16 protein-coding genes and 4 tRNA genes are annotated in these 19417 nt (G+C 59.4%); 6 read left to right on the top strand and 14 right to left on the bottom strand.

All coding sequences use genetic code 11. The annotated features are described in order from the left end of the window. Positions 1–39 precede the first annotated feature (39 nt). The 7 genes from CKO36_RS07310 to CKO36_RS07280 form a co-directional block, all read right to left on the bottom strand. Positions 40–1563 carry a SpoVR family protein gene (locus CKO36_RS07310; RefSeq protein ID WP_200282682.1) on the bottom strand — a complete coding sequence of 508 codons (1524 nt, stop codon included), beginning with the start codon at positions 1561–1563 and terminating at the stop codon, positions 40–42. A 3-nt stretch (positions 1564–1566) separates the two neighbouring features. Continuing rightward, positions 1567–2832 carry a YeaH/YhbH family protein gene (locus CKO36_RS07305; protein WP_200282679.1) on the bottom strand — a complete coding sequence of 422 codons (1266 nt, stop codon included), beginning with the start codon at positions 2830–2832 and terminating at the stop codon, positions 1567–1569. Positions 2833–2870: 38 nt separating this feature from the next. After that, positions 2871–4793 (bottom strand): PrkA family serine protein kinase, encoded by a 1923-nt coding sequence (locus CKO36_RS07300; protein WP_200282677.1) that lies wholly within the window; start codon positions 4791–4793, stop codon positions 2871–2873. A 201-nt stretch (positions 4794–4994) separates the two neighbouring features. Continuing rightward, positions 4995–6941, bottom strand: coding sequence for an OmpA family protein (locus CKO36_RS20260; protein ID WP_200282674.1), 1947 nt, complete (start codon positions 6939–6941; stop codon positions 4995–4997). Between the two features lie 197 nt (positions 6942–7138). Beyond that, complete coding sequence (locus CKO36_RS07290; protein WP_200282671.1) at positions 7139–7468, bottom strand: hypothetical protein; 330 nt, start codon at positions 7466–7468, stop codon at positions 7139–7141. A 71-nt stretch (positions 7469–7539) separates the two neighbouring features. Beyond that, a complete protein-coding gene (locus CKO36_RS07285; protein ID WP_200282668.1) occupies positions 7540–8598 on the bottom strand; it encodes an HD-GYP domain-containing protein in 1059 nt (352 codons plus the stop codon). A 40-nt stretch (positions 8599–8638) separates the two neighbouring features. Further along, positions 8639–9124 (bottom strand): Rab family GTPase, encoded by a 486-nt coding sequence (locus tag CKO36_RS07280; protein ID WP_207161412.1) that lies wholly within the window; start codon positions 9122–9124, stop codon positions 8639–8641. Positions 9125–9257: 133 nt separating this feature from the next. Here CKO36_RS07280 and CKO36_RS07275 point away from each other — a divergent pair, with 133 nt between their 5' ends. Further along, the gene (locus CKO36_RS07275; RefSeq protein ID WP_242469444.1) at positions 9258–9749 is read left to right on the top strand and encodes a molybdenum cofactor biosynthesis protein MoaE; all 492 of its coding nucleotides are present in this window, start codon (positions 9258–9260) and stop codon (positions 9747–9749) included. A 15-nt stretch (positions 9750–9764) separates the two neighbouring features. Here the strand turns inward: CKO36_RS07275 and CKO36_RS07270 are convergent, their stop codons facing one another. The 5 genes from CKO36_RS07270 to CKO36_RS07250 all read right to left on the bottom strand — a co-directional run bounded on the left by CKO36_RS07270 (position 9765) and on the right by CKO36_RS07250 (position 13793). Then, entirely contained in the window at positions 9765–10490 is a 726-nt protein-coding gene (locus CKO36_RS07270; RefSeq protein WP_200282660.1) for a hypothetical protein, read from the bottom strand. A 93-nt stretch (positions 10491–10583) separates the two neighbouring features. After that, the gene (locus CKO36_RS07265) at positions 10584–11432 is read right to left on the bottom strand and encodes a hypothetical protein (protein WP_200282657.1); all 849 of its coding nucleotides are present in this window, start codon (positions 11430–11432) and stop codon (positions 10584–10586) included. Positions 11433–11467: 35 nt separating this feature from the next. Beyond that, complete coding sequence (locus CKO36_RS07260; RefSeq protein ID WP_200282654.1) at positions 11468–12559, bottom strand: hypothetical protein; 1092 nt, start codon at positions 12557–12559, stop codon at positions 11468–11470. 52 nt (positions 12560–12611) lie between these two features. Continuing rightward, positions 12612–13106, bottom strand: coding sequence for a hypothetical protein (locus CKO36_RS07255; RefSeq protein ID WP_200282651.1), 495 nt, complete (start codon positions 13104–13106; stop codon positions 12612–12614). Positions 13107–13118: 12 nt separating this feature from the next. Continuing rightward, positions 13119–13793, bottom strand: a complete 675-nt coding sequence (locus tag CKO36_RS07250) for a cysteine hydrolase family protein (RefSeq protein ID WP_200282648.1) — start codon at positions 13791–13793, stop codon at positions 13119–13121. Positions 13794–14015: 222 nt separating this feature from the next. Here CKO36_RS07250 and CKO36_RS07245 point away from each other — a divergent pair, with 222 nt between their 5' ends. The 5 genes from CKO36_RS07245 (at position 14016) to CKO36_RS07225 (ending at position 14980) form a co-directional block, all read left to right on the top strand. After that, positions 14016–14429: a DUF6858 family protein gene (locus CKO36_RS07245; RefSeq protein ID WP_200282645.1), complete on the top strand. Its 414-nt coding sequence runs from the start codon at positions 14016–14018 to the stop codon at positions 14427–14429. Positions 14430–14593: 164 nt separating this feature from the next. Continuing rightward, a tRNA-Pro gene (locus tag CKO36_RS07240) sits at positions 14594–14670 on the top strand. Positions 14671–14698: 28 nt separating this feature from the next. Then, positions 14699–14775, top strand: a tRNA-Arg gene (locus CKO36_RS07235). Positions 14776–14798: 23 nt separating this feature from the next. Continuing rightward, positions 14799–14874, top strand: a tRNA-His gene (locus CKO36_RS07230). Positions 14875–14904: 30 nt separating this feature from the next. Next, positions 14905–14980: transfer RNA gene (locus CKO36_RS07225), tRNA-Lys, on the top strand. Between the two features lie 84 nt (positions 14981–15064). On the opposite strand, the gene CKO36_RS07220 is transcribed toward CKO36_RS07225, so the two are convergent. Next, positions 15065–15484, bottom strand: a complete 420-nt coding sequence (locus CKO36_RS07220) for a hypothetical protein (protein WP_200282642.1) — start codon at positions 15482–15484, stop codon at positions 15065–15067. Continuing rightward, complete coding sequence (locus CKO36_RS07215; RefSeq protein WP_200282639.1) at positions 15477–19370, bottom strand: tetratricopeptide repeat protein; 3894 nt, start codon at positions 19368–19370, stop codon at positions 15477–15479. Before CKO36_RS07215 ends, CKO36_RS07220 begins: the two co-directional genes overlap by 8 nt. Between the last annotated feature and the right edge of the window lie 47 nt (positions 19371–19417).

Below are 19417 nucleotides of genomic sequence, written 5' to 3'. Positions count from 1 at the left end.
ATAGCAAAAGGTCTTGCCGATGCCCGATGGGAAATCGACTCAAGCTTCAGCCACAAGTTGAACCCGGCCGCTGTCCTCGACGGCTTCCAGGCGCACATCAAAGCCCCACAGCCGGCGGATATGGCGCAACACTTCCGTAGCACTGTCATCGAGCGGGCGACGGTGGTAGCGAAAATGGCGCAGTGTCATGGAGCGGTCCCCCCGGGTCTCGACCCGATGCACCTGGATATTGGGTTCGCGGCTGCCAAGATTGTATTGATCGGCCAGCGAGGCCCGTAAGGCTCGGTAGCCGGCTTCTTCATGAATGGCGGTGATTTCCAGATGGTCCTCCTGGTCATCATCACGCACAGCAAACAGATGAAAGTCGCGCATCAGTTGGGGCGACAGGTACTGGGCGATAAAACTCTCGTCTTTGAAGTTGCGCATGGCAAAATCAAGCACTTTCAGCCAGTCCTGGCCAGCAAAATCGGGAAACCAGTGGCGATCTTCGGCGGTTGGCTGTTCACAGATGCGGCGGATGTCGCGCATCATGGCAAAGCCCAGCGCATAGGGGTTGATGCCGGAATAATAGGGTGAATCGAACGGCGGCTGATAAATCACATTGGTGTGTGATTGCAGGATTTCGATCATGAAACCGTCGTTGATCAGGCCCTGGTCATAGAGACGATTGAGCAGGGTGTAATGCCAGAATGTGGCCCAGCCTTCATTGATTACCTGGGTCTGGCGCTGAGGGTAAAAGTATTGTCCGATTTTGCGCACGATGCGCACGATTTCGCGCTGCCAGGGGTCGAGCAGAGGGGCGTTTTTTTCGATGAAATACAGCAGGTTTTCCTGTGGCTCGGCGGGGAAACGGCGCTCGTCGGCTTCGGCCACCGGATCGGGGCCGGCGGGCAGAGTACGCCACAGATCATTGACTTGAGCCTGCAAATAGGCTTCCCGCTCCTGCTGGCGCTTTTTTTCCTCCGCCAGCGACAGGGGCGCGGGGCGCTGATAGCGATCCACGCCATAGTTCATCAGCGCATGGCAGGAGTCGAGCAGCAGTTCGACCTCTTCCTGGCCATGGCGCTCCTCGCATTCGGCAATATAGGCGCGGGCGAACACCAGATAATCAATAATGGCATCGGCACTGGTCCAGGCGCGGAACAGATAATTGCCCTTGAAGAAACTATTGTGGCCATAGCAGGCATGGGCGATCACCAGCGCCTGCATCGGTAGGGTGTTTTCCTCCATCAGATAAGCAATGCAGGGATCGGAGTTGATCACGATCTCATAAGCCAGTCCCATCTGGCCGCGCCGGTAGGTTTGCTCAGTGGCAACGAATTGCTTGCCGAAGGACCAGTGGTTGTAGTTGATCGGCAGTCCCACGGAGGAGTAGGCGTCGATCATCTGCTCTGAGGAAATCACCTCAATCTGATTGGCGTAGGTATCGAGGCCAAAGTCGTTGTGGGCAATGCGGCGAATTGCGTGATCGAAGCGTTCCAGCAGCGGAAAACTCCATTCCGATGAGGTTGAAATAAACCCGGTCGGTGTCGCCTTGGGCGGATGCGCGCTGTCCGTGCTCATGGCTTAGGCCTCCTGCTTTTTGAACAGTTCGCGGAACACTGGGAAGATATCTTCGGCACCGGCGATTTCCTCCATGGCGAAATGCGGATACGCGCGTTTGACCTCTTGATAGGCATACCAGAGGGTTTGGTGCTGGCGCGGGGTGATTTCGACATAGGCAAAGTAGCGCATCAGGGGCATGAGCTGTTTGATCAGAATATCCCGGCACAGGTTGGAGTCGGAATCCCAGTTATCTCCGTCCGAGGCCTGTGCGGCATAGATGTTCCATTGGCTGGAATCATAGCGTTCGGTGATGATGTCATGCGCCAGGTTCAAGGCGCTGCTGACCACGGTGCCGCCAGTTTCGCGGGAATAGAAAAAATCCTGTTCATCGACTTCCTGCGCAATGGTGTGGTGGCGGATAAAGACCACTTCGATGGTGTCGTAGTTGCGCTGCAAGAACAGATACAGCAGGATGAAAAATCGCTTGGCGAGGTTTTTGCGGTTTTGATCCATCGAGCCTGATACGTCCATGATGCACAGCATCATCGCCTGGCTGCTCGGCTGCGGCTCGCGGGTGAACGCCTGGTAGCGCAGATCGAAGGTGTCGATGAAGGGCAGGGCGGCGATGCGGGTTTTCAGCCGTGCGATTTCAGCGCGCAGTTCCAGCACGAGCGGATCCTGTTCGGGCGCGCCTTGGGCCAGCCGCGCGGCGAGTTCCTGTTCCAGCTCGCGGATGCGCCCGCGATAGGGGGCGCCGAGTGCGGTGCGCCGGGCAATGGCGCCCTTGAGCGAGCGCACCACATCAATGTTGCTGGGCGCACCCTGGGTGGTGTAGCCGGCGCGAATGGTTTTGAATTCCGTGGTGCCAAGCAATTGATTGCGCACCAGATTGGGCAGTTCCAGATCGTCGAACAACAGATCCAAGAACTCATTGCGCGAGAGCTCGAAGACAAAGTCATCCTCGCCCAGCCCATCACGGCTGGCGCGCCCTGGTCCCTGACCGCTACCGCCCTCGGGACGGGGCACTCGGTCGCCGGCGATAAACTCCTTGTTGCCGGGATGGATCTGCTCGCGCTGTCCGCCCGGGCCGTGGTGGAATACTGGCTCGGAAAGGTCTTTCGCCGGAATGCCGACGGTTTCACCACCCTCAATATCGGTGATGCTGCGGCGGTTGACCGAATCGGCGACCGAGCGCTTCAGCTGATCCTTATAGCGCTTCAAGAAACGCTGGCGATTGACAGCGCTTTTGTTTTTTGACGAACTGCGACGATCAATAAAATGCGACATGCCGGTTGCTAACCCATGGGAGCCTTGGTTGACCCGGTTTATTGGGCCTTGCGGACCCGCAGATACCACTCGGAGAGCAGCCGCACCTGTTTGGGTGTATAGCCTTTCTCGACCATGCGATCGACGAACTGCTCGTGTTTTTTCTTCTCGTCGACCGAGGCCTTGGTGTTAAAGGAGATGACCGGGAGCAGCTCCTCGGTGTTGGAGAACATCTTCTTCTCGATGACCACCCGCAGCTTCTCGTAGCTGGTCCAGCGCGGATTGGAGCCCTTGTTGTTGGCTCGCGCGCGCAGCACAAAATTGACGATCTCGTTGCGGAAGTCCTTGGGGTTGGAAATACCCGCCGGTTTTTCGATTTTTTCCAGTTCTTCGTTCAGCGCACCGCGATTCATCATCTCGCCGGTATCCGGATCGCGGTATTCCTGATCCTGAATCCAGAAATCGGCATAGGTGACATAGCGGTCAAAGATGTTCTGGCCATACTCGGCGTAGGATTCCAGATAGGCGGTTTGCAGTTCCTTGCCAATGAACTCGGCATAGCGTGGGGCAAGATATTGTTTCAAAAAGCCGAGATAGCGATCTTGGACTTCCGGTTGCAGGTGCTCGCGGATAATCTGGCGCTCCAGCACATAGAGCAGATGTACCGGGTTGGCAGCGATCTCGGTCTGATCGAAGTTAAACACCTGCGACAAAATCTTGAAGGCAAAGCGGGTGGAAATGCCCGACATGCCTTCATCAATACCGGCATAATCGCGGTATTCTTGCACCGACTTAGCCTTGGGGTCGGTGTCTTTCAGGTTCTCGCCATCATAGATGCGCATCTTGGAGAAGATGCTGGAATTTTCCGGTTCCTTCAGCCGGGTGAGCACCGAGAAGCGCGCCATCATCTCCAGAGTGCCGGGGGCGCAGGGCGCCTCGTTGAGCGAACTGCTGCGCAGCAGTTTGTCGTAAATCTGCTTTTCTTCCGTGACTCGCAGGCAGTAGGGCACCTTGACGATATAGACCCGGTCGAGAAAGGCCTCGTTGTTCTTGTTATTGCGGAAGCTCTGCCATTCCGACTCATTGCTGTGGGCGAGGATAATGCCCTGGAAGGGCAGGGCCGAGAGTCCCTCCGTCGGATTGTAATTGCCTTCCTGGGTGGCGGTGAGCAAGGGATGCAGCACCTTGATCGGCGCTTTGAACATCTCGACGAATTCCATCAGCCCCTGATTGGCGCGGCACAGGGCACCCGAATAGGCGTAGGCATCGGCATCGTGTTGCGCGAAGTGCTCCAGTTTGCGGATATCCACCTTGCCGACCAGCGAGGAAATGTCCTGATTGTTTTCGTCCCCCGGCTCGGTCTTGGCGATAGCGACCTGTTCGAGCATCGACGGGTATAGCTTGACCACTTTGAACTTGGTGATATCGCCGTTGTACTCCTGCAAGCGCTTCACCGCCCAGGGCGACATAATGGTGCGCAGATAACGCTCGGGAATGCCGTAGTCTTCCTGCAAAATGGCGCCGTCCTCCTCGGGGGAGAACAGGCTGAGCGGCGACTCGAACACTGGAGAGCCCTTGATGGCATAAAAGGGCGCCTGCTCCATTAGCTCCTTGAGCTTTTCGGCCAGCGATGATTTGCCGCCGCCGACCGGGCCAAGCAGATACAGAATCTGCTTGCGTTCCTCAAGTCCCTGAGCGGCGTGCTTCAGGTAGGACACCAGCTGCTCAATCGACTCCTCCATGCCGAAGAAGTCCTTAAATGCCGGATAGCGGCGGATGACCTTGTTCTGAAAAATCCGGCTCAGGCGCAGATCGTCATGGGTGTCGATCAGCTCCGGCTCGCCAATGGCACTCAGCAGGCGTTCGGCGGCGCCGGCATAGGCGAGCGGGTCGCGCTTGCAGAGGTCCAGATACGCTTGCAGCGTCATCTCCTCTTCGCGCGATGATTCATACCTGGCTTGATAGCGCTCAAAAATCGACATCGGTTGGGACCTCTTGGATCGATCAGCGGTTATCGACTCAGACAAATGCAGTAGAGTGGCGTGTCTGGCACCGCGTGCATGGTCTCGCTGGTTATCAGCATGGCGGCGCACGGGTCTATCGACCTATTTGAGGGTGTGGTCCGTACTCCACAATGGAGGCGCCCATGTTCGAGGCTCGCGTTCAGCCACAACCAGCGTCATCTACGGCTCTGCTGTCTGCACCCGAAGCTCGACCCTTCTCATTGACGGTGTTAAGGGATTTCCAGGGTCCAGTGGATAATTGACGTCCCGGGCATGGCTGATGAACAGGGCATCCCTGGGAATACCCGCCTCGACGAGTTGATCGCGGATGAATTGGGCACGTTCTTGTCGCAACTCCTGATTTCTTTGTGCTCCCCCAAGATTGTCGGTGTATCCGCTCACCCCGATCCGGAAGGTTTGGCCGATGGCCGGAGCCTTGACGGATAACATGCGGTAGTGGTCGCGAACCTGCTTGATCGCCGACAAAAAGGGGCGATCCGGCGCAATGGTGGCTTGCGCGCTGGCAAAGTAGAACCTGGTGGCATTGAGCGCGCGAACGGCGTTCTCGTAGGCCTGCACGTCGGCGTCGAGCGGCGCAACGGCGGAAACATCAATGTCACTGATTCCTGCGATGGCGTGCGGCCAGTTGGCCACTTTGGCGACCCATCGTTGATCGGCCTTGCCGGTCAGTACCAGCCGTTCACCAGATAGTTGCGGGGTGACGGTGTCCGGGATGTTCAGGGCTTGGGTCACCCGTTTGAGGACGATGTCCGGCTCGGTGGAGTAATAAGTTTCCCATGTCGCCTGAACCCCAAGCTGTTGGTAGATATCATCGCCAGCGATCTCTTCGATCTCCCGGGCGATGGGGTCCTTGAAACCGTGAAGACGATACCCGTCTTGCTCTTCACCGCTCTCAGTGACGATGTAACCGGGCTCGGCTTGCAATTGCACCAACAACTGTTGCCATGCTTGCCAATGTGCGGGTCTGGTTGGCAAGAGGGCTTGTGTCTCGATCCTGTCAATACCCGGAACACTGTGATGATGCAGTTGATCAATCCATGCGCTTGGTGCTCGGCCGGTGAGTGTCAGTACTCGATCTTCGAGTTGAACTGAAACCGTGTTGGGTATCTTCAATTGCTGCATGGCCCGTTTCTTGACAATTTCAGGATCAAGAGAGAAATAGGGCCGCCAGTCACCGACATAAGCCGTCGCCTCCATGGCCTCTGCGTCGAGAAGCGTCGCTTCTGCACGGGCTAGGGGATCCCGCAGCCCGGAGACGATCCAATCGTTATCCTGTTTTTTTGTGTTTATGACCACATATCCCGCAGCTTGATTCAGTTGCGTGATAACGTCTTGTTGCTGCCGTTGCAGTCGCCATTGATGGGTGTTGTAGCCAATGGAGAGCAAGGCGATCAGCAGTGCAGCCAGTCCCAGGATGCTGATCGCCAGCCAGGGCTTGCGCCGCTCGGTTCTGCCCTGTCTCTGCTGCATCAGGCAGGCTGTGAGCTGGGGGCGGAAGTCCGGAAAGTGCTCCATGTCTCCCGAAAAACTTCGCAACTCGCGACCGTGGAGCCGGTGGAGCGTCTCAATGGTTTCGGACAACAGCTCCTCGACGCTATCCGGATGGTTGCCCCGTATTGCTGAGGCCAGAACGGCGTATGGTCCTTTATGGATGACCAGTTTGAGATTGCCGTAGGCCATGGCGCTCAGGCTTTCGTCATCGCCAACAGCAAAGGAGTCAGCGACAAAGTCCTGAATCGCTGTCAGCATGCTGGAGACCATATCCGGATCGCGGGTAATGGCATCTTCTCGCTGGGCATAACCGATCAGCAGACCAGTTTCCGCATGCACCAAAAAGATTTGCTCGATCTGAAACACCAGGGTTCGCAACAAGGCGATCTTGGCGAAGGGTTCTCCGGTGCGCCACGCCTCAATACGCCACAGGAAGGACTGTGGCGACAGGCTCTGTTCCATGAGCTGGTTTAAGTTATTGAACATCCCCTGGATGGCTGCGTTGATAGCCTTGCGGATAGCCGGCCCCATGACCGGGAACAAGACATCGGCAAAACGCTTGGAATCCCTTTCGATCAAGGTCTGGATCGACTGTTCGATGCTCGGCTGAAGCACCTGCTGGACATCCGCGTCTCGCGCCGTCCGTTCCTGAAGCGCCTCGGCGACAACAGAGGCCAGGGTCTCAGTCAGGGCTTCTTTATCGTGGAGCAGTCGGCTGATCGCCTCAAGATCGCTGCGTTCCCGGCCCAGCAGCAGCGTTTTGAAGCGCTGGAATTCCTCAGCGGTCGCTTGATTGGGGATCCGTTGCGACATCACGACGGGTCTTTCAGCTGCGCTGCGAGTTCTTCCAGAAGTGTTGAGATCGCTTGTCGGGTGTTTTGGTTTTGGCGCAACTCGCTTTTGATGTCCGTGATTTCGGTCTTGAGTTCCTCAACCATCGCCTGAAAGTGCTCTGTGAGAGCGGAGGTTTCATGACTTAACCGGCTCTCCAGTTGATCGATGCGTCGATGAAGATCGCTTTTGTCATGTCCGAACAGGATGTCACGCAGCTGCGCCATCCGCCCGGCATCATCGAGTTCGGTTAAATCGTCGCCGATGGTTTCCCGATCATTCGGGCGCTGGGAATGATTGTCTCCAGTCATTGCGGTGGACCCATTGTTGTGGAGCTAAGATCAGCGTTCATTTGCCCGCTCACGTTCGGGAAACGGCGAATCTAAAACGGGGATGGCTGATCGTTTTCGTGTTCTTGCACCCGGTCTTTGATGGCTTTGATGGTGTCATAAATATCGAGAAATGCCTCTACAATACGTGGATCAAAGTGGGTGTTGGCGGAGGTGCGGATAAAGTGGAGAGTTTCGCTCTCGGCGATCGGTTGTTTATAGACACGTTTATGGATCATGGCGTCATACACATCGACCACACTGACAATGCGAGCCTCAATGGGAATTTCATCCTGCTGCAATTGTCTTGGGTAACCCATGCCATTCCATTTTTCATGATGTGACCAGGCGATATGCCGTGCCATCTCGATCATCGGAATCCCGGTATCGCTGAGTATTCGTGCGCCAAGTTCGGCATGGGTTTTCATGATTTCGAATTCATCCTCATCGAGACGTCCCGGTTTGAGGAGTACCCGGTCGGGAATACCGATTTTTCCCAGATCATGCATCGGCGCGGCAACGCGGAGATCGTCGATACGCAATGGCGGCCAACCCAAGGCTTTCGCCATGGCCGCAGAGTAAAGACCAATCCGCTTGACATGGGCGCCAGTTTCCTGATCGCGATAACCGCCGGCGGCCAACAGTCGATTGGCAACTTCTTCTTCGCGCTCCTTGAGTTGTTGGGTGCGGCGCGACACTTCCGCTTCAAGTCGTTCGTTATCGAGTAGCCTCTCGCGACTGCTTTGGAGTATCTCGACCCGCTCGGCATAGGACGCACCCAGGTGAGTAATCAGCAGCAAGCGTTGTCCATGGTCATGGATGGCTTGTGCATCAAACGGCCACTCCCGTCCCGCGTCGTCAACTTCGATCCAAGGCCCTGAAGTGAGCGAATGTTGTTCAGGTGAGCGCCACACTGATTGTGACTGCTCAAGAAAATCATCAAAAAAAGGCGAGGTCTCAAGAGGCGTAAGCGTGGCATTGCTGGGGCTAGTTTGAAAGAAAAACCGCTCCAGCCACCAAAACGAAGGGCCGGCCAGCTCAAAGGCCGAGGGCTCGATGACCTTGATCACGGCCATTTCCAGATGTGCGAAAACCTGAGCGGCGATATCCATCGTTAACATTCCCGGCAATGATCGATTGATTTGAGGCGCTTCATGCGCGAGCCAATTTTATGAAAATATCCTCCACCGCCTGTGCGGTCTTGGCGCTGGTCAGGTTGATCTCGATACCGAGATCGTGCAGTTGGGCCAGGTGAGCATCGGTGACTTCCCATTGTTCCTGAATATCAACCTTGTTGACGGCAACCTGTACCGCAGCCTGCCGATATTTTTGTTGGCAAGTATGGTAAATAGTCAATGCGCTTTCAAATGACTTAATTCGCGTGCCATCAATCACCAGGATATAGCCCGCCATGCCTCTCAGGTAGCTCATGTTAAGCGGAGAAAAGACATCGTTGCCTGCCAGATCCCATAGCATGAGCTTGACTTCCTGATCCTCAATCTGCACGACTTTTTTATCGACCTTGACGCCGACAGTTGTCAGGTATTTTTCTGAGAATTGACTAGTGACGTAACGCTGCACCAAACTCGTTTTGCCCACAGCAAAGGAACCGAGCATGCATATTTTCTTTTGGATCATTAAGCATCCCATCGTCGCATTTTGTATAATGGCACTTGAAGGACCATTGCGGGCTTTGGAAAGGACATCGCTCTGGCGCGATCACTTTAGTGCAGATCCAAGCCCGGCGCCAATCAATACTTGCCGCCTTTCCATGGCGCAATTTGCTGAGGAATCCATGTTCGAGACACGCATTCAGTCGCATCCCTTCGATCCGGAGCATGAACTGCGCCAGTTGCGCCAGACACAGTCACATCTGGGGGCGCTGGTGTCTTTCACCGGCATTATGCGCGACTGGTCAGGCGGTGAGTCCGTAAGCGAAATGGTGCTGGAACACTATCCTGGTATGACTGAAGCTGTCCTTGCCCGGTTACTTGACCGCGCCCGCGAGCGTTGGTCCCTGTGCGCCGCCCTGGTGGTGCATCGCACCGGTCGCCTGCTCCCCGAAGAGCCCATTGTATTGGTTGCTGTCGGCAGCCTGCACCGGACCGAAGCCTTCCGCGCCTGTGAATTTCTGATCGACGCACTCAAGACTGAGGCGCCGCTCTGGAAACGTGAGACCACCGCCAGCGGCACCCGTTGGGTGAGCGCTCGGCAACAGGATGTAAAAGCCGCCGCGCGCTGGACCTCAGCCGGTGATCCATAAGCAACGTCCCCGCCGTTAGTCGGTATTGAGTGAGTCGTCCGGCCAGTAGCGCGACCCGGTCAGCTTGGCACCGATTTTCCAGCCCTTGCCGGTCAGGATGAAGACGGCTTTGCCATTATCGAAGCTCAGTCTAAGCTGGTCTTTCTCCGCGCCGGTCATGGTGCCAATTTCAGCGCTGGCATCCAGCCCCTGGCTGATAAACTGATTGAGCAGAAATTCGTTCTCAAACAGGATCACCAGTTGCGAGGCGAAATCGCCGAAGCCGAAGCTCAGACCGGCCCCGGTCGTGGCCATTTTCATGTAGGTGTGCGCGTCGGTTTCGCGATCCACGGCGACACCGCGCCCGTAGCCGGCCACAACATAGAAGCTGGCTTCGCGTCGGTCAAACACCGCATAGCCGGCACTTTGCTCAAACAATGTGCGGCTGTTCGGTTGGTCGGCGAACAAGCGCTCCAGGGTCTTGTCGGCCATGGCATCGAGCTTGGCGCGGGTTTCCTCGGGCGTGGCTGAATCCCCCAAACTCTGCTGGGTGGAATTGATGGTCTCCTTAACCGCACCGGTGGCGGTTCCAGCCGCCTGACCGACGGCCTTGACGGTGTTGCTGGTGGTGTCGCTGACGGCTTTCACTGCGTTCTCGGCGCCTTCCTTGAGCGATTCAAGCGTCGTCTGAGCGGGCGCGAGCCATGGGAAGCACAGCAAAAGCAGTGCGGTGGTGCGAGCGATGCTGTTGATGTTGTGCATGCTGTTTTGGGCCTTCTCGGTGATGGTGAAAAAATCCAGGGCTGTTGTTCAATGGCATTGAGAATTTTGGGCCAGCCCGACTTGATTGGAAGCTTACTGAAGCCCCATCCGGCAACCCTCGCTGTTGCAGCGCACCAGCAGCGCCGAGCGGTTGTCGCAAGTCACCCGGTGCACTTCGTGATCCTGGGCACGGTTTTTCGCGCGATCGCCAAAGAGTATTGAGCCGCGCGCGGATACTTTGCAGCCATGGCGACTGGCGAGTCGCTCGGCTTCGTAAGCCCAGAGCCCCACCGGCTCGGGTGGGGGCGCGGGAGGTGCTGGCGGACGCCGTGCGGTGCGATGATGTGTCGGCGCGGGAGGTGGCGGCTGGTTTTGTTGGGGCTGGTTGGTGGATCGACTGGCGGGGCGACTGGGCGACTGCTCCGCTGAGTGGCTTGGCGCACGGGGCTCGGGCGGGGCTTGCGCCTGGCGACGGCCACCCAAGGCAAAATCCTGCCACTGAGTGCGCAGTGAGGCGAGGGCGTGATTTAAATTGGAGCGATAATTGTTGGTGACATCGGTCTGGCGCTCGGCTTGGGTGCCGGGTGAGCGAATTTCCGTCGCGCTTAGCGCCACCCGGACGCCATTGGCATCGCGGGTAAAATCGGCGCGAATGCGCAATAGCACGGAAGCCTTTGCCGTGGATTTACCGGCGGCATTGGGATCTTGCACCCGAGTCTCGAAGACGGAGTGATCCCGAGCGCTGACGGCAACCCGCCAGCCTTTGATCAGTGCCGCATCCAGAGCCAGGGCTTTGGCACGCGGAATATTGGCTTGATCCAGATAGACGCTGGGCCGTTCAGTGGAGGATCCTGTGGATTGGGCGGGCAGCGGATGCCAAACTGAAGCCAACAGCAGGCCCAGTAAGATGCACAGGAGGCCGGCAGTGGATAAACGCAGCATGCTGATTTATTCGTAGGATGAGGCCGGTTGCGCGGCTAGGGCAGGGGCTGGCGTATGGATTGACAGACGCCAGCCTGGCACTTGATCAGTTGATTGGCGCCATTGTTACAGCCCACTTCATGCAGTTCAAACGACGGGGTTTTCTGTAACAGCCTGGCGCCCTGGTCGGATACGGAACAACCCAGCTGTTGCGCGAAGCGCTCGGCATAATAAGCCCAGGTGCCGGTGCGGGTGGCGCTGTCGAGCACCAGCATCGGATTGGTTGGGTCGGGTGCCGGGAGGCCGGCGCTGGCAGTGACCTCTGCGGGCACCTGCTTCCAGGAATCACCAGTTGTGGTCTCGGGCCAACGGGCCTCCTCGCGGCGCCAAGGGGTGGCATCAGGGCTTGGGTTGGTGTCTTCACTCCAGGCTGAGCCGTCACCCCAGGCCGAGCCGGCAAAATCGTCGCCAGCGGCGAAGCCCTCGGACGCGGTTTCAGTCGCGTCTTCATCAGTCGCATCTTCAGTTGCAGTCATGGCTTGTTGCTGCGGAGATGCTTCTGTCGGGGGTTGCAGCAGATCATCCGGGGCCGGTGGCGCTGCTGTTGCAGGCACGGGTGCGGGCGAGGCGAGTTGGTGCTCGGTGGCAAGCCAGGCGCTTTGCAGGGCACTCAGTGAAATAGCCAGATCATCCTGGTAATCCTTCGTGTAATCAATGCGTTTGGCCGCCTCAGTGCCGGGGTTGACCAGGATAAAGGCCTGCAAAGTGACCTGGGTACCGCGATCGAGCGGTATGAATTGGCTATGCACCTGAACTCGGGGCGCGGGTCCATTGGGCAGGGTTCCCAGCGCTTGCGCTTGTGGGGATGAGGCGAGAACGCTGCGTTCAAGAATCAGCTGATCCGCACTGGGCGAGGCCAGCGTCCAGCCCTTGCTGCGTGCCGAGGCCATGGCAACCGAACGCGCTTCATCCAAGCTTGCGCCTTCAAGCAGGGTGCTGGGCTGTTTGCCGACCGAGCCGAAAGGCGCGACACCGGTTGACGTGGTGGCGCAGCCACTGCTGAACAGTACGGCGGCGATCAGCAGCAGAGTCGGTATTGGCGCCAACCGTGTGGCCAGACGCGCAGGCGCGCAGTCGCCTCTCAACATCCGTGGTTTCATCATAAGGCCCAATGCTAGCACAGCCGCGTGCGCGGGCTGTTCAGTGTCCCTGCATCTGCTCGATAATTTGGCGCAGCTGCGGATTCTCAAGCAGTTTTTGGATGGTGGGATGCTGACGCAGACGTTCCAGATCGCGGCTGGCAATGGCGCTGAGCAGCTCGTCGTCGGCTAACGCCTGACGGATGGTGGGGTCATTTTGCAGGGCCATGATCATGTCGAGCAATCCCTGGTTTTGCGTGATTTGCTGTTGCAGGGATTCGATCTGCTGGCTGGTCGCCGCCGGGTGGGTGGCTGCCGGGCCGCGTGGTGCCTCCCCGGCAGGGCTGAGGGCGCGAATCTGGCTGGCATCCAGTTCAATGACTCCCAGCGTGTCAGAGCGAATTCGATAGTGCTTGCCATCGCTGCTTAGCACCTTACCCGAGATAATACTGCCGTCCTGCAGCTCGATGCGGCTGTCAGCAAGGGGCGCGCCGCTGGCGGTCAGCCAAAGTGCAAGTAGGAGTATGGTTCTTATCGCAGCCATGGTGTGGGGCATCAGATGCTCTCCTCAGTCGAGTCCCATCATCGCCAGCAGCTCGGCGCTCTGCATGACATGGCAGTAAATGTGATTGATGATCGCCAGCTCGGCACGGTGCAGTTCATCGGTGCCAGCGGCGCAGCCATCATCAAGCACAATGACATTGAAGCTTTCGTCGGCCAGACTGCGCACCGTCGAGGACACGCATTGGTCGGTATAGATACCACCGACCACCAGGTGGCGAATGCCCATGTTGGTCAGCACCAAGCGCAGGTTGGTGCCGGTCAGAGCACTGTCGCCAGTCTTGGTGATGACGATTTCATCGCCAACCGGTGCCAATTCCGGGATGATCTGCGACTCTGGGCTATCCTTGGGCATGAGCAAATCATTCCAGCCGGGCATTTTCTGGCTCAGGGAACGATCGCGGCCATCGTTGAGCAGGCAGGCGATGCGGGCATGGATAACATCAAGGCCGTGGTCGCGAAAGCGCTGTTGCACCGCTTGCAAGCGCGGGATCACGGTGCCGCGCATGCGCTCATGAAAGGGCGCCCAGCGCGCGCGCTCGGTGGCATCCTGATGCTCGACCAGGCCGTATTCTTGCACGTCAATGCACAGCAGCGCGGTTTCGGCCCAAGGCAGAGTTAGATCCTCTGGCTCAGGTGCATGTTGGTAATAGAAGGAGCGGTGCGCGGTTTTCCAGCTCATGTTTGGATCTCGCGGTTGGGGGGTGGCTGGCCGTGCATGGCGCAGCTTGGGGTCAGCTTGGATACTTGCGCAGTACTCTGCCAGATTGTTGGCCTGTCGTCACCTGGTGGCGGCCATGCTCGGGATTGCGAATTTTCATTGTGGCCCCAAGGCTAATCCCTACAATTACAGTCAGCTATTCTGTTGGTTATTAACCCAATTTACTCTGGTGGAAGACTTAAAATGAAACAAACCTTGCTGCAAGAAAAATATCCTGTCTACACCCTTGAAGCGAAAAAGAGCGAAATTCGCTACCAAAATGTTGATGATATTATCGACTATCTGAAATCCTGTGTGGACGAGCATCCCAAGGCATGCTTTATTTCAACCTTCGATCACTATCAGCATACCCGCGCCATGTCTGGTGGCGAGATCGCTGATAATATTCGTGCGGCCAAGCATATTCTGTTTTGCTTTGGCACTCATCTGCCGAATCCCCAGGTCATGGCTGTGCGTCCGCGCTCCATTGGTGTTGTCGATCAAGGGGATCGCTTTGTGCTGAGCTTCCTTGAGGCACCCATGCCACTTGCCAACAACGCGATGGAGACATGGGTCCGCGCCCTGATCGAAACCGCTGACACGAAGCAAGACCACTAGGCCTGAAGTGGATCCAACAGCGACGCGCAAGCAACAGGAAATCGCTTCCGACTCTTGACGTGGTGGCTGGGCATCTGTATGATTCCCGCTCTTAGTTTTAGAGATTTGTTGCTTGCGCTGACATCTTCATTTTTGAGGTGTCATCATTCAAGCCCGCAAATCATCGGGGTATAGCGCAGTCTGGTAGCGCGCCTGCTTTGGGAGCAGGATGTCGGGGGTTCGAATCCCTCTACCCCGACCATGTTCGCTGGGTCAACCCCGGTCAGCTTGCGCCCGTAGCTCAGCTGGATAGAGCAACGGCCTTCTAAGCCGTGGGTCGCAGGTTCGAATCCTGCCGGGCGCGCCAAGTTCGAAAACAACGATTCAATGGTGGACGTAGCTCAGTTGGTAGAGCACAGGATTGTGGCTCCTGTGGTCGTGGGTTCGATTCCCATCGTCCACCCCATTTAGCTTAGGTTAAAACCCAACAAGCTTCGGGCCGTTAGCTCAGCTGGTAGAGCAGGGGACTCTTAATCCCTTGGTCGAAGGTTCGAATCCTTCACGGCCCACCAATAAACAAAGGCTTAGCTTCATTTGGAGCTGAGCCTTTTTGCTGTTTGAGTAAGGCTGCGGTTTACTTTTTGGCAGCAAGCGCCTCAGCCCTCGCCACCCGGCAGCAAACCGGAGAGTTTCTGGAGCAACTGGGTCAGCAGCTTGCTTTCTGCCGGTTTGTGCTCGATCTCGAACTCCCACTTGCCGTCGGCGCGGCGCTTGAAGCGGATGTGGGTGCGCAGCAGAAAGGTGATGGCGAGCAGTATCGGCACGCTGGCCAGGCCACCGTCGAAGCGCTGGGGATCGGCGGTCCGCGCCAGCGCATCAATCTGCTGCGCCTGCTCGGGCGACTCGCGCAGCACACCCAGCAGCTCGCGTGAGAGCGCGGCCGCCTGATCCTCGGGGATCGGCTGCGCGGCGAGGCTCGCATAGCGTTGCGCGAAGGCATTGAAATCCGGATCGGCTGTGGCGAGGGTCCGCAACAGACCCGAGATGCGGGCATCGGTGAGTGCTTGATCAGTCATTCGGTTTTTGCTCCCTGAGTTGGCGTTCGAGGTCTTCGAGTGTGATGAGTTGATCCAATCCCGCTTCCTGCCAGTCTTGCCGAAGGGCGGTCTGGACTGGGGCGTCCGCCGCTTGCAGGGTGCGGGCGAAATCTCGAACGGCGATGCCCAGGTAATGCGAGTCATTGGATTGGGCAAAGCGTTCGATGGCCTTGAGGAACCAGGCGCCAGCGCTGGCGAAATCGCGTTGCTCCAGAGCCAGGCTTCCCAGTTGTCCGTAGCTCGACGCCGCCCCGTGCGCGTTGCCCTGTTGCTCCTTGATCGCCAGCGCCTTTCGGTACCAGGCCTCGGCGCTGGCGAAATCGCGTTGCTCCTGGGCGATGATCCCTAACTGGTGGTAGCTCAACGCCGCCCCGTGCGCGTTGCCCTGTTGCTCGAAGATCCCCAGCGACTTCCGGTACCAGGCCTCGGCGCTGGTGAAATCGCGTTGCTTCTGGGCGACGATCCCCAACTGGTGGTAGCTCGTCGCCGCCCCGTGCGCGTTGCCCTGTTGCTCCTTGATCGCCAGCGACTTCCGGTACCAGGCCTCGGCGCTGGCGAAATCGCGTTGCTTCTGGGCGACGATCCCCAACTGGTGGTAGCTCGACGCCGCCCCGTGCGCGTTGCCCTGTTGCTCCTCGATCGCCAGCGACTTCCGGTACCAGGCCTCGGCGCTAGCGAAATCGCGTTGCTCCTCGGCGATCCGCCCCAACTGGTGGTAGCTCAACGCCGCCCCGTGCGCGTTGCCCTGTTGCTCGAAGATCGCCAGCGACTTCCGGTACCAGGCCTCGGCGCTGGCGAAATCGCGTTGCTCCTCGGCGATCCTCCCCAACTGGTGGTAGCTCAACGCCGCCCCGTGCGCGTTGCCCTGTTGCTCCTTGATTGCCAGCGACTTCTTGTACCAGGCCTCGGCGCTGGCGAAATCGCGTTGCTCCTGGGCGATGGTCCCCAACTGGTGGTGGCTCGACGCCGCCCCGTGCGCGTCGCCCTGTTGCTCGAGGATCGCCAGCGACTTCTTGTACCAGGCCTCGGCGCTGGCGAAATCGCGTTGCTTCTGGGCGATCACCCCCAAATGGTGGTAGCTCGCCGCCGCCCCGTGCGCGTCGCCCTGTTGCTCGAGGATCGCCAGCGACTTCTTGTACCAGGCCTCGGCGCTGGCGAAATCGCGTTGCTCCTCGGCGATCATCCCCAACTGGTGGTGGCTCGACGCCGTCCCGTGCGCGTTGCCCTGTTGGTCGAGGATCGCCAGCGCCTTCCGGTACCAGGCCTCGGCGCTGGCGAAATCGCGTTGCTCCTCGGCGATCATCCCCAACTGGTGGTAGGCGCCAGCCAACCCGTCCTGATCGTCCGCTTTCTCGGACTCTGTCGCCAGCGCCTCGAAGAGTTGCCGGGCGGCGGCGAGATCCCGCCGGTTCTGGGCGAAGGTTGCCAGCGACTGGGTGAGAGCCAAGACATGGGTCTGCATGCCCAGCTCGCTCGCCAGTCCCAGCGCCTGGTGAAAGCTCACGCCATGGATGGCGAAGTGGCCGCGCTGCTCGTGCAGTTGCTTTGGGGCTAACTGATCGGCGTAACCGCCCATGAAATCGACGAATCCCCGTTGCGCCGCCTCCGTCGCCGGATGACGGTCGGCGAGAAAGCCACTCAGGGCCGGGTGCATGAGATAGATACCCTGCCCCTCATGGTGCAGCAGACCGCCGGTCTCGAGCGCCGCGAGACACGGGTTCAGGGTCTCGCGCGTCACCGGCGTCCCCGCGCCTTCGGCGATCTGCTCCAGGGAGGCGACGTGCACATAGCGCCGGTGCAGCCCGATCAGTTGCAGCAGCGGGGCGAAGGCGTCCGGCAGGCCCGCGTCCAGTAGCGCCAGGGCGGCGAAGATGCGTCGCGTACTCTCATCCCCCTCCGAGCCAGAGAAGGCGGCCTCGAGTTCGGCCAGGAGCGTCTCGGCCGAGGTCTCACCCAGACGCAGCAGCACCGCGCGCATGGCCAGCGGATGGCCGTCGAGCGCATCCATCAGCGCGCCGTAGTGGGCATCCTCGCGCTTGGGTCGGAGCCCCAGGTCCGCCACCACGGCGTTGCAGTATTCCCAACGCTCCTCGCCCTGCAGACCGCCCAGCGGCAGCCGATAGACCGCCGTGGTGGCGAGCCAGGACTCACGCGAGCGGCTGGTGAGCAGCAGCCGGCTCTTGCCACCGCGCAACCCCTGGATCAGCGTCCCGAGCTGCTGGCGGTCGGTCTCCGGGAGCTGGGGGGTGACCTCGGTACCAGGGATGCCGGCGGCGGACTCGAAGTTGTCCCAGACGATAAGCAGTGGCGTATCGCGCAATGCTTGGGTCAGGGCCGGGAGCTTTTGGTCCAGAGGCGCGGCGGTGGCGGCATGGCCGAACAGTGGCTCGACCAGGGCATTGACGACGAATTCGGCGCTGCGGATGTCCTCGAAGCCGAGCCAGAGGATACCGGCAAACGGAGTGCCTTCCTCCGGGTCGCCCAATCCCTGGGTCTGCTCCAGCCAGCGCAGATAGCCCATCACCAGGGTGCTCTTGCCCACCCCGGCCATGCCGTGGATCAGCAGCACCGCCTGGGGCTGGGTCAGGACCGCGCGCTCCAGTGCCTGGATGGCACGCTGGCGGCCGATGAAACCGTAATCGCCGAGCTTGCGCGCCTCCTCGGGCAGGCGCTCCACGCGCTCGGGGGCGGATCGCAGCTCGGCCACGGGCAGAACCAGTGCCTCTTGCTGATAGAGCACCGGCACCAGCCAGTCGCGCAGCGGATAGGTCCCACGGGCGCAGACACGCGCATCCTGGGCGAGCATGGCCCGGCGTCCGGCGCGGGTGGCCTCGGCGACTTCGCCGCTCTCGATCAGTCGATCGTAGAAGGCGGGCACGAACTGCTGGGCGGCGCTGACATAGAGGTTGTAGCCCATGGCCACCACCGAGCGGATGCCGGCCTTGAGCAGGGCTGCGGCCACCGAGGCAAAGGGATCGTCGGCGCGCTCGTCGATGCGCGCCGACTGGCAGGCGTTGAGCACCATGATCGGGATGCGGTAATCACTGAGCAACGGGGCGAGCTTGTCGGCGCTGACGGCCTCGTCCGCGCCGTCCCGGGTCTCGAAGATCAGCCGACCCTCGACGCCCCGGAAGCAGTCGCCATTGCCGCCGTAGGCCGCCTCGCCATAGCCGCCGTGTCCGTCGAAATGCAGGATGTGGTAGAAGCCAGGGCGGCGATGCAGGTGGCGTTGCAACTGCTCGAAGGTCGGCGGACGCAGCACCTCGATGCGTACCGGCAGACCACACGCCGAGACCCGCTCGACCAGCGGGCGCGCCAGGGCGTGATAGCCGACATCCTTGTCGCCATACGGGCGGGCGATGACCAGCAGGATGTTGATCCGGTCCGTCGGCAATCCCTCGGGCAGCGGCAAGGGGTCGTGCAGCGCGCTCACCTGGCGCTCGATGCGGCAGCTATGGGCCAAGGTGGTCCCATCGGGGTCACGCAAGGCCTCCCAGGGCCAGCCGAGGATGCGCGGGTCGTCGCTGGCGATCTTGAGTGTGAGCCGGTCGAGCCCCGCCTGGCGCGCCTCGTGGTACCAGATCAGGGCCTGGCCGGCGAACAGGCGCGCGAAGCAGTCCTCGCCCCAGGCCGTCAGCGCGTCCTGGATGCGGTCGGCCAGTTCGGTGTTGGGCGGAAAGGGATAGTCGAGGAACTTCTCCAAATACCAGCCGAGATTCCGCAGCAGGTGGCTGTCGGGGCGGCCCGGGACCGCTACCGCGTCGGGCGCCTGGAGTTCAACTGCCGGCGAGGCCTTGCCGTCGGACTGGCGTTCGACCCGAAAGCGGCACTCACCCGTGTGACGAAGGATCAGTGTTTGAGCCATGGCGCGGTTCCTGTGTCAGTTTCTTTCGGTTGATCTATCCTTTCTAA

Source organism: Rhabdochromatium marinum (assembly GCF_016583795.1).
Taxonomy (GTDB): domain Bacteria; phylum Pseudomonadota; class Gammaproteobacteria; order Chromatiales; family Chromatiaceae; genus Rhabdochromatium; species Rhabdochromatium marinum.
The sequence above is the reverse complement of the archived record's forward strand: the minus strand, read 5'-3'. Positions and strand labels throughout refer to the sequence as shown.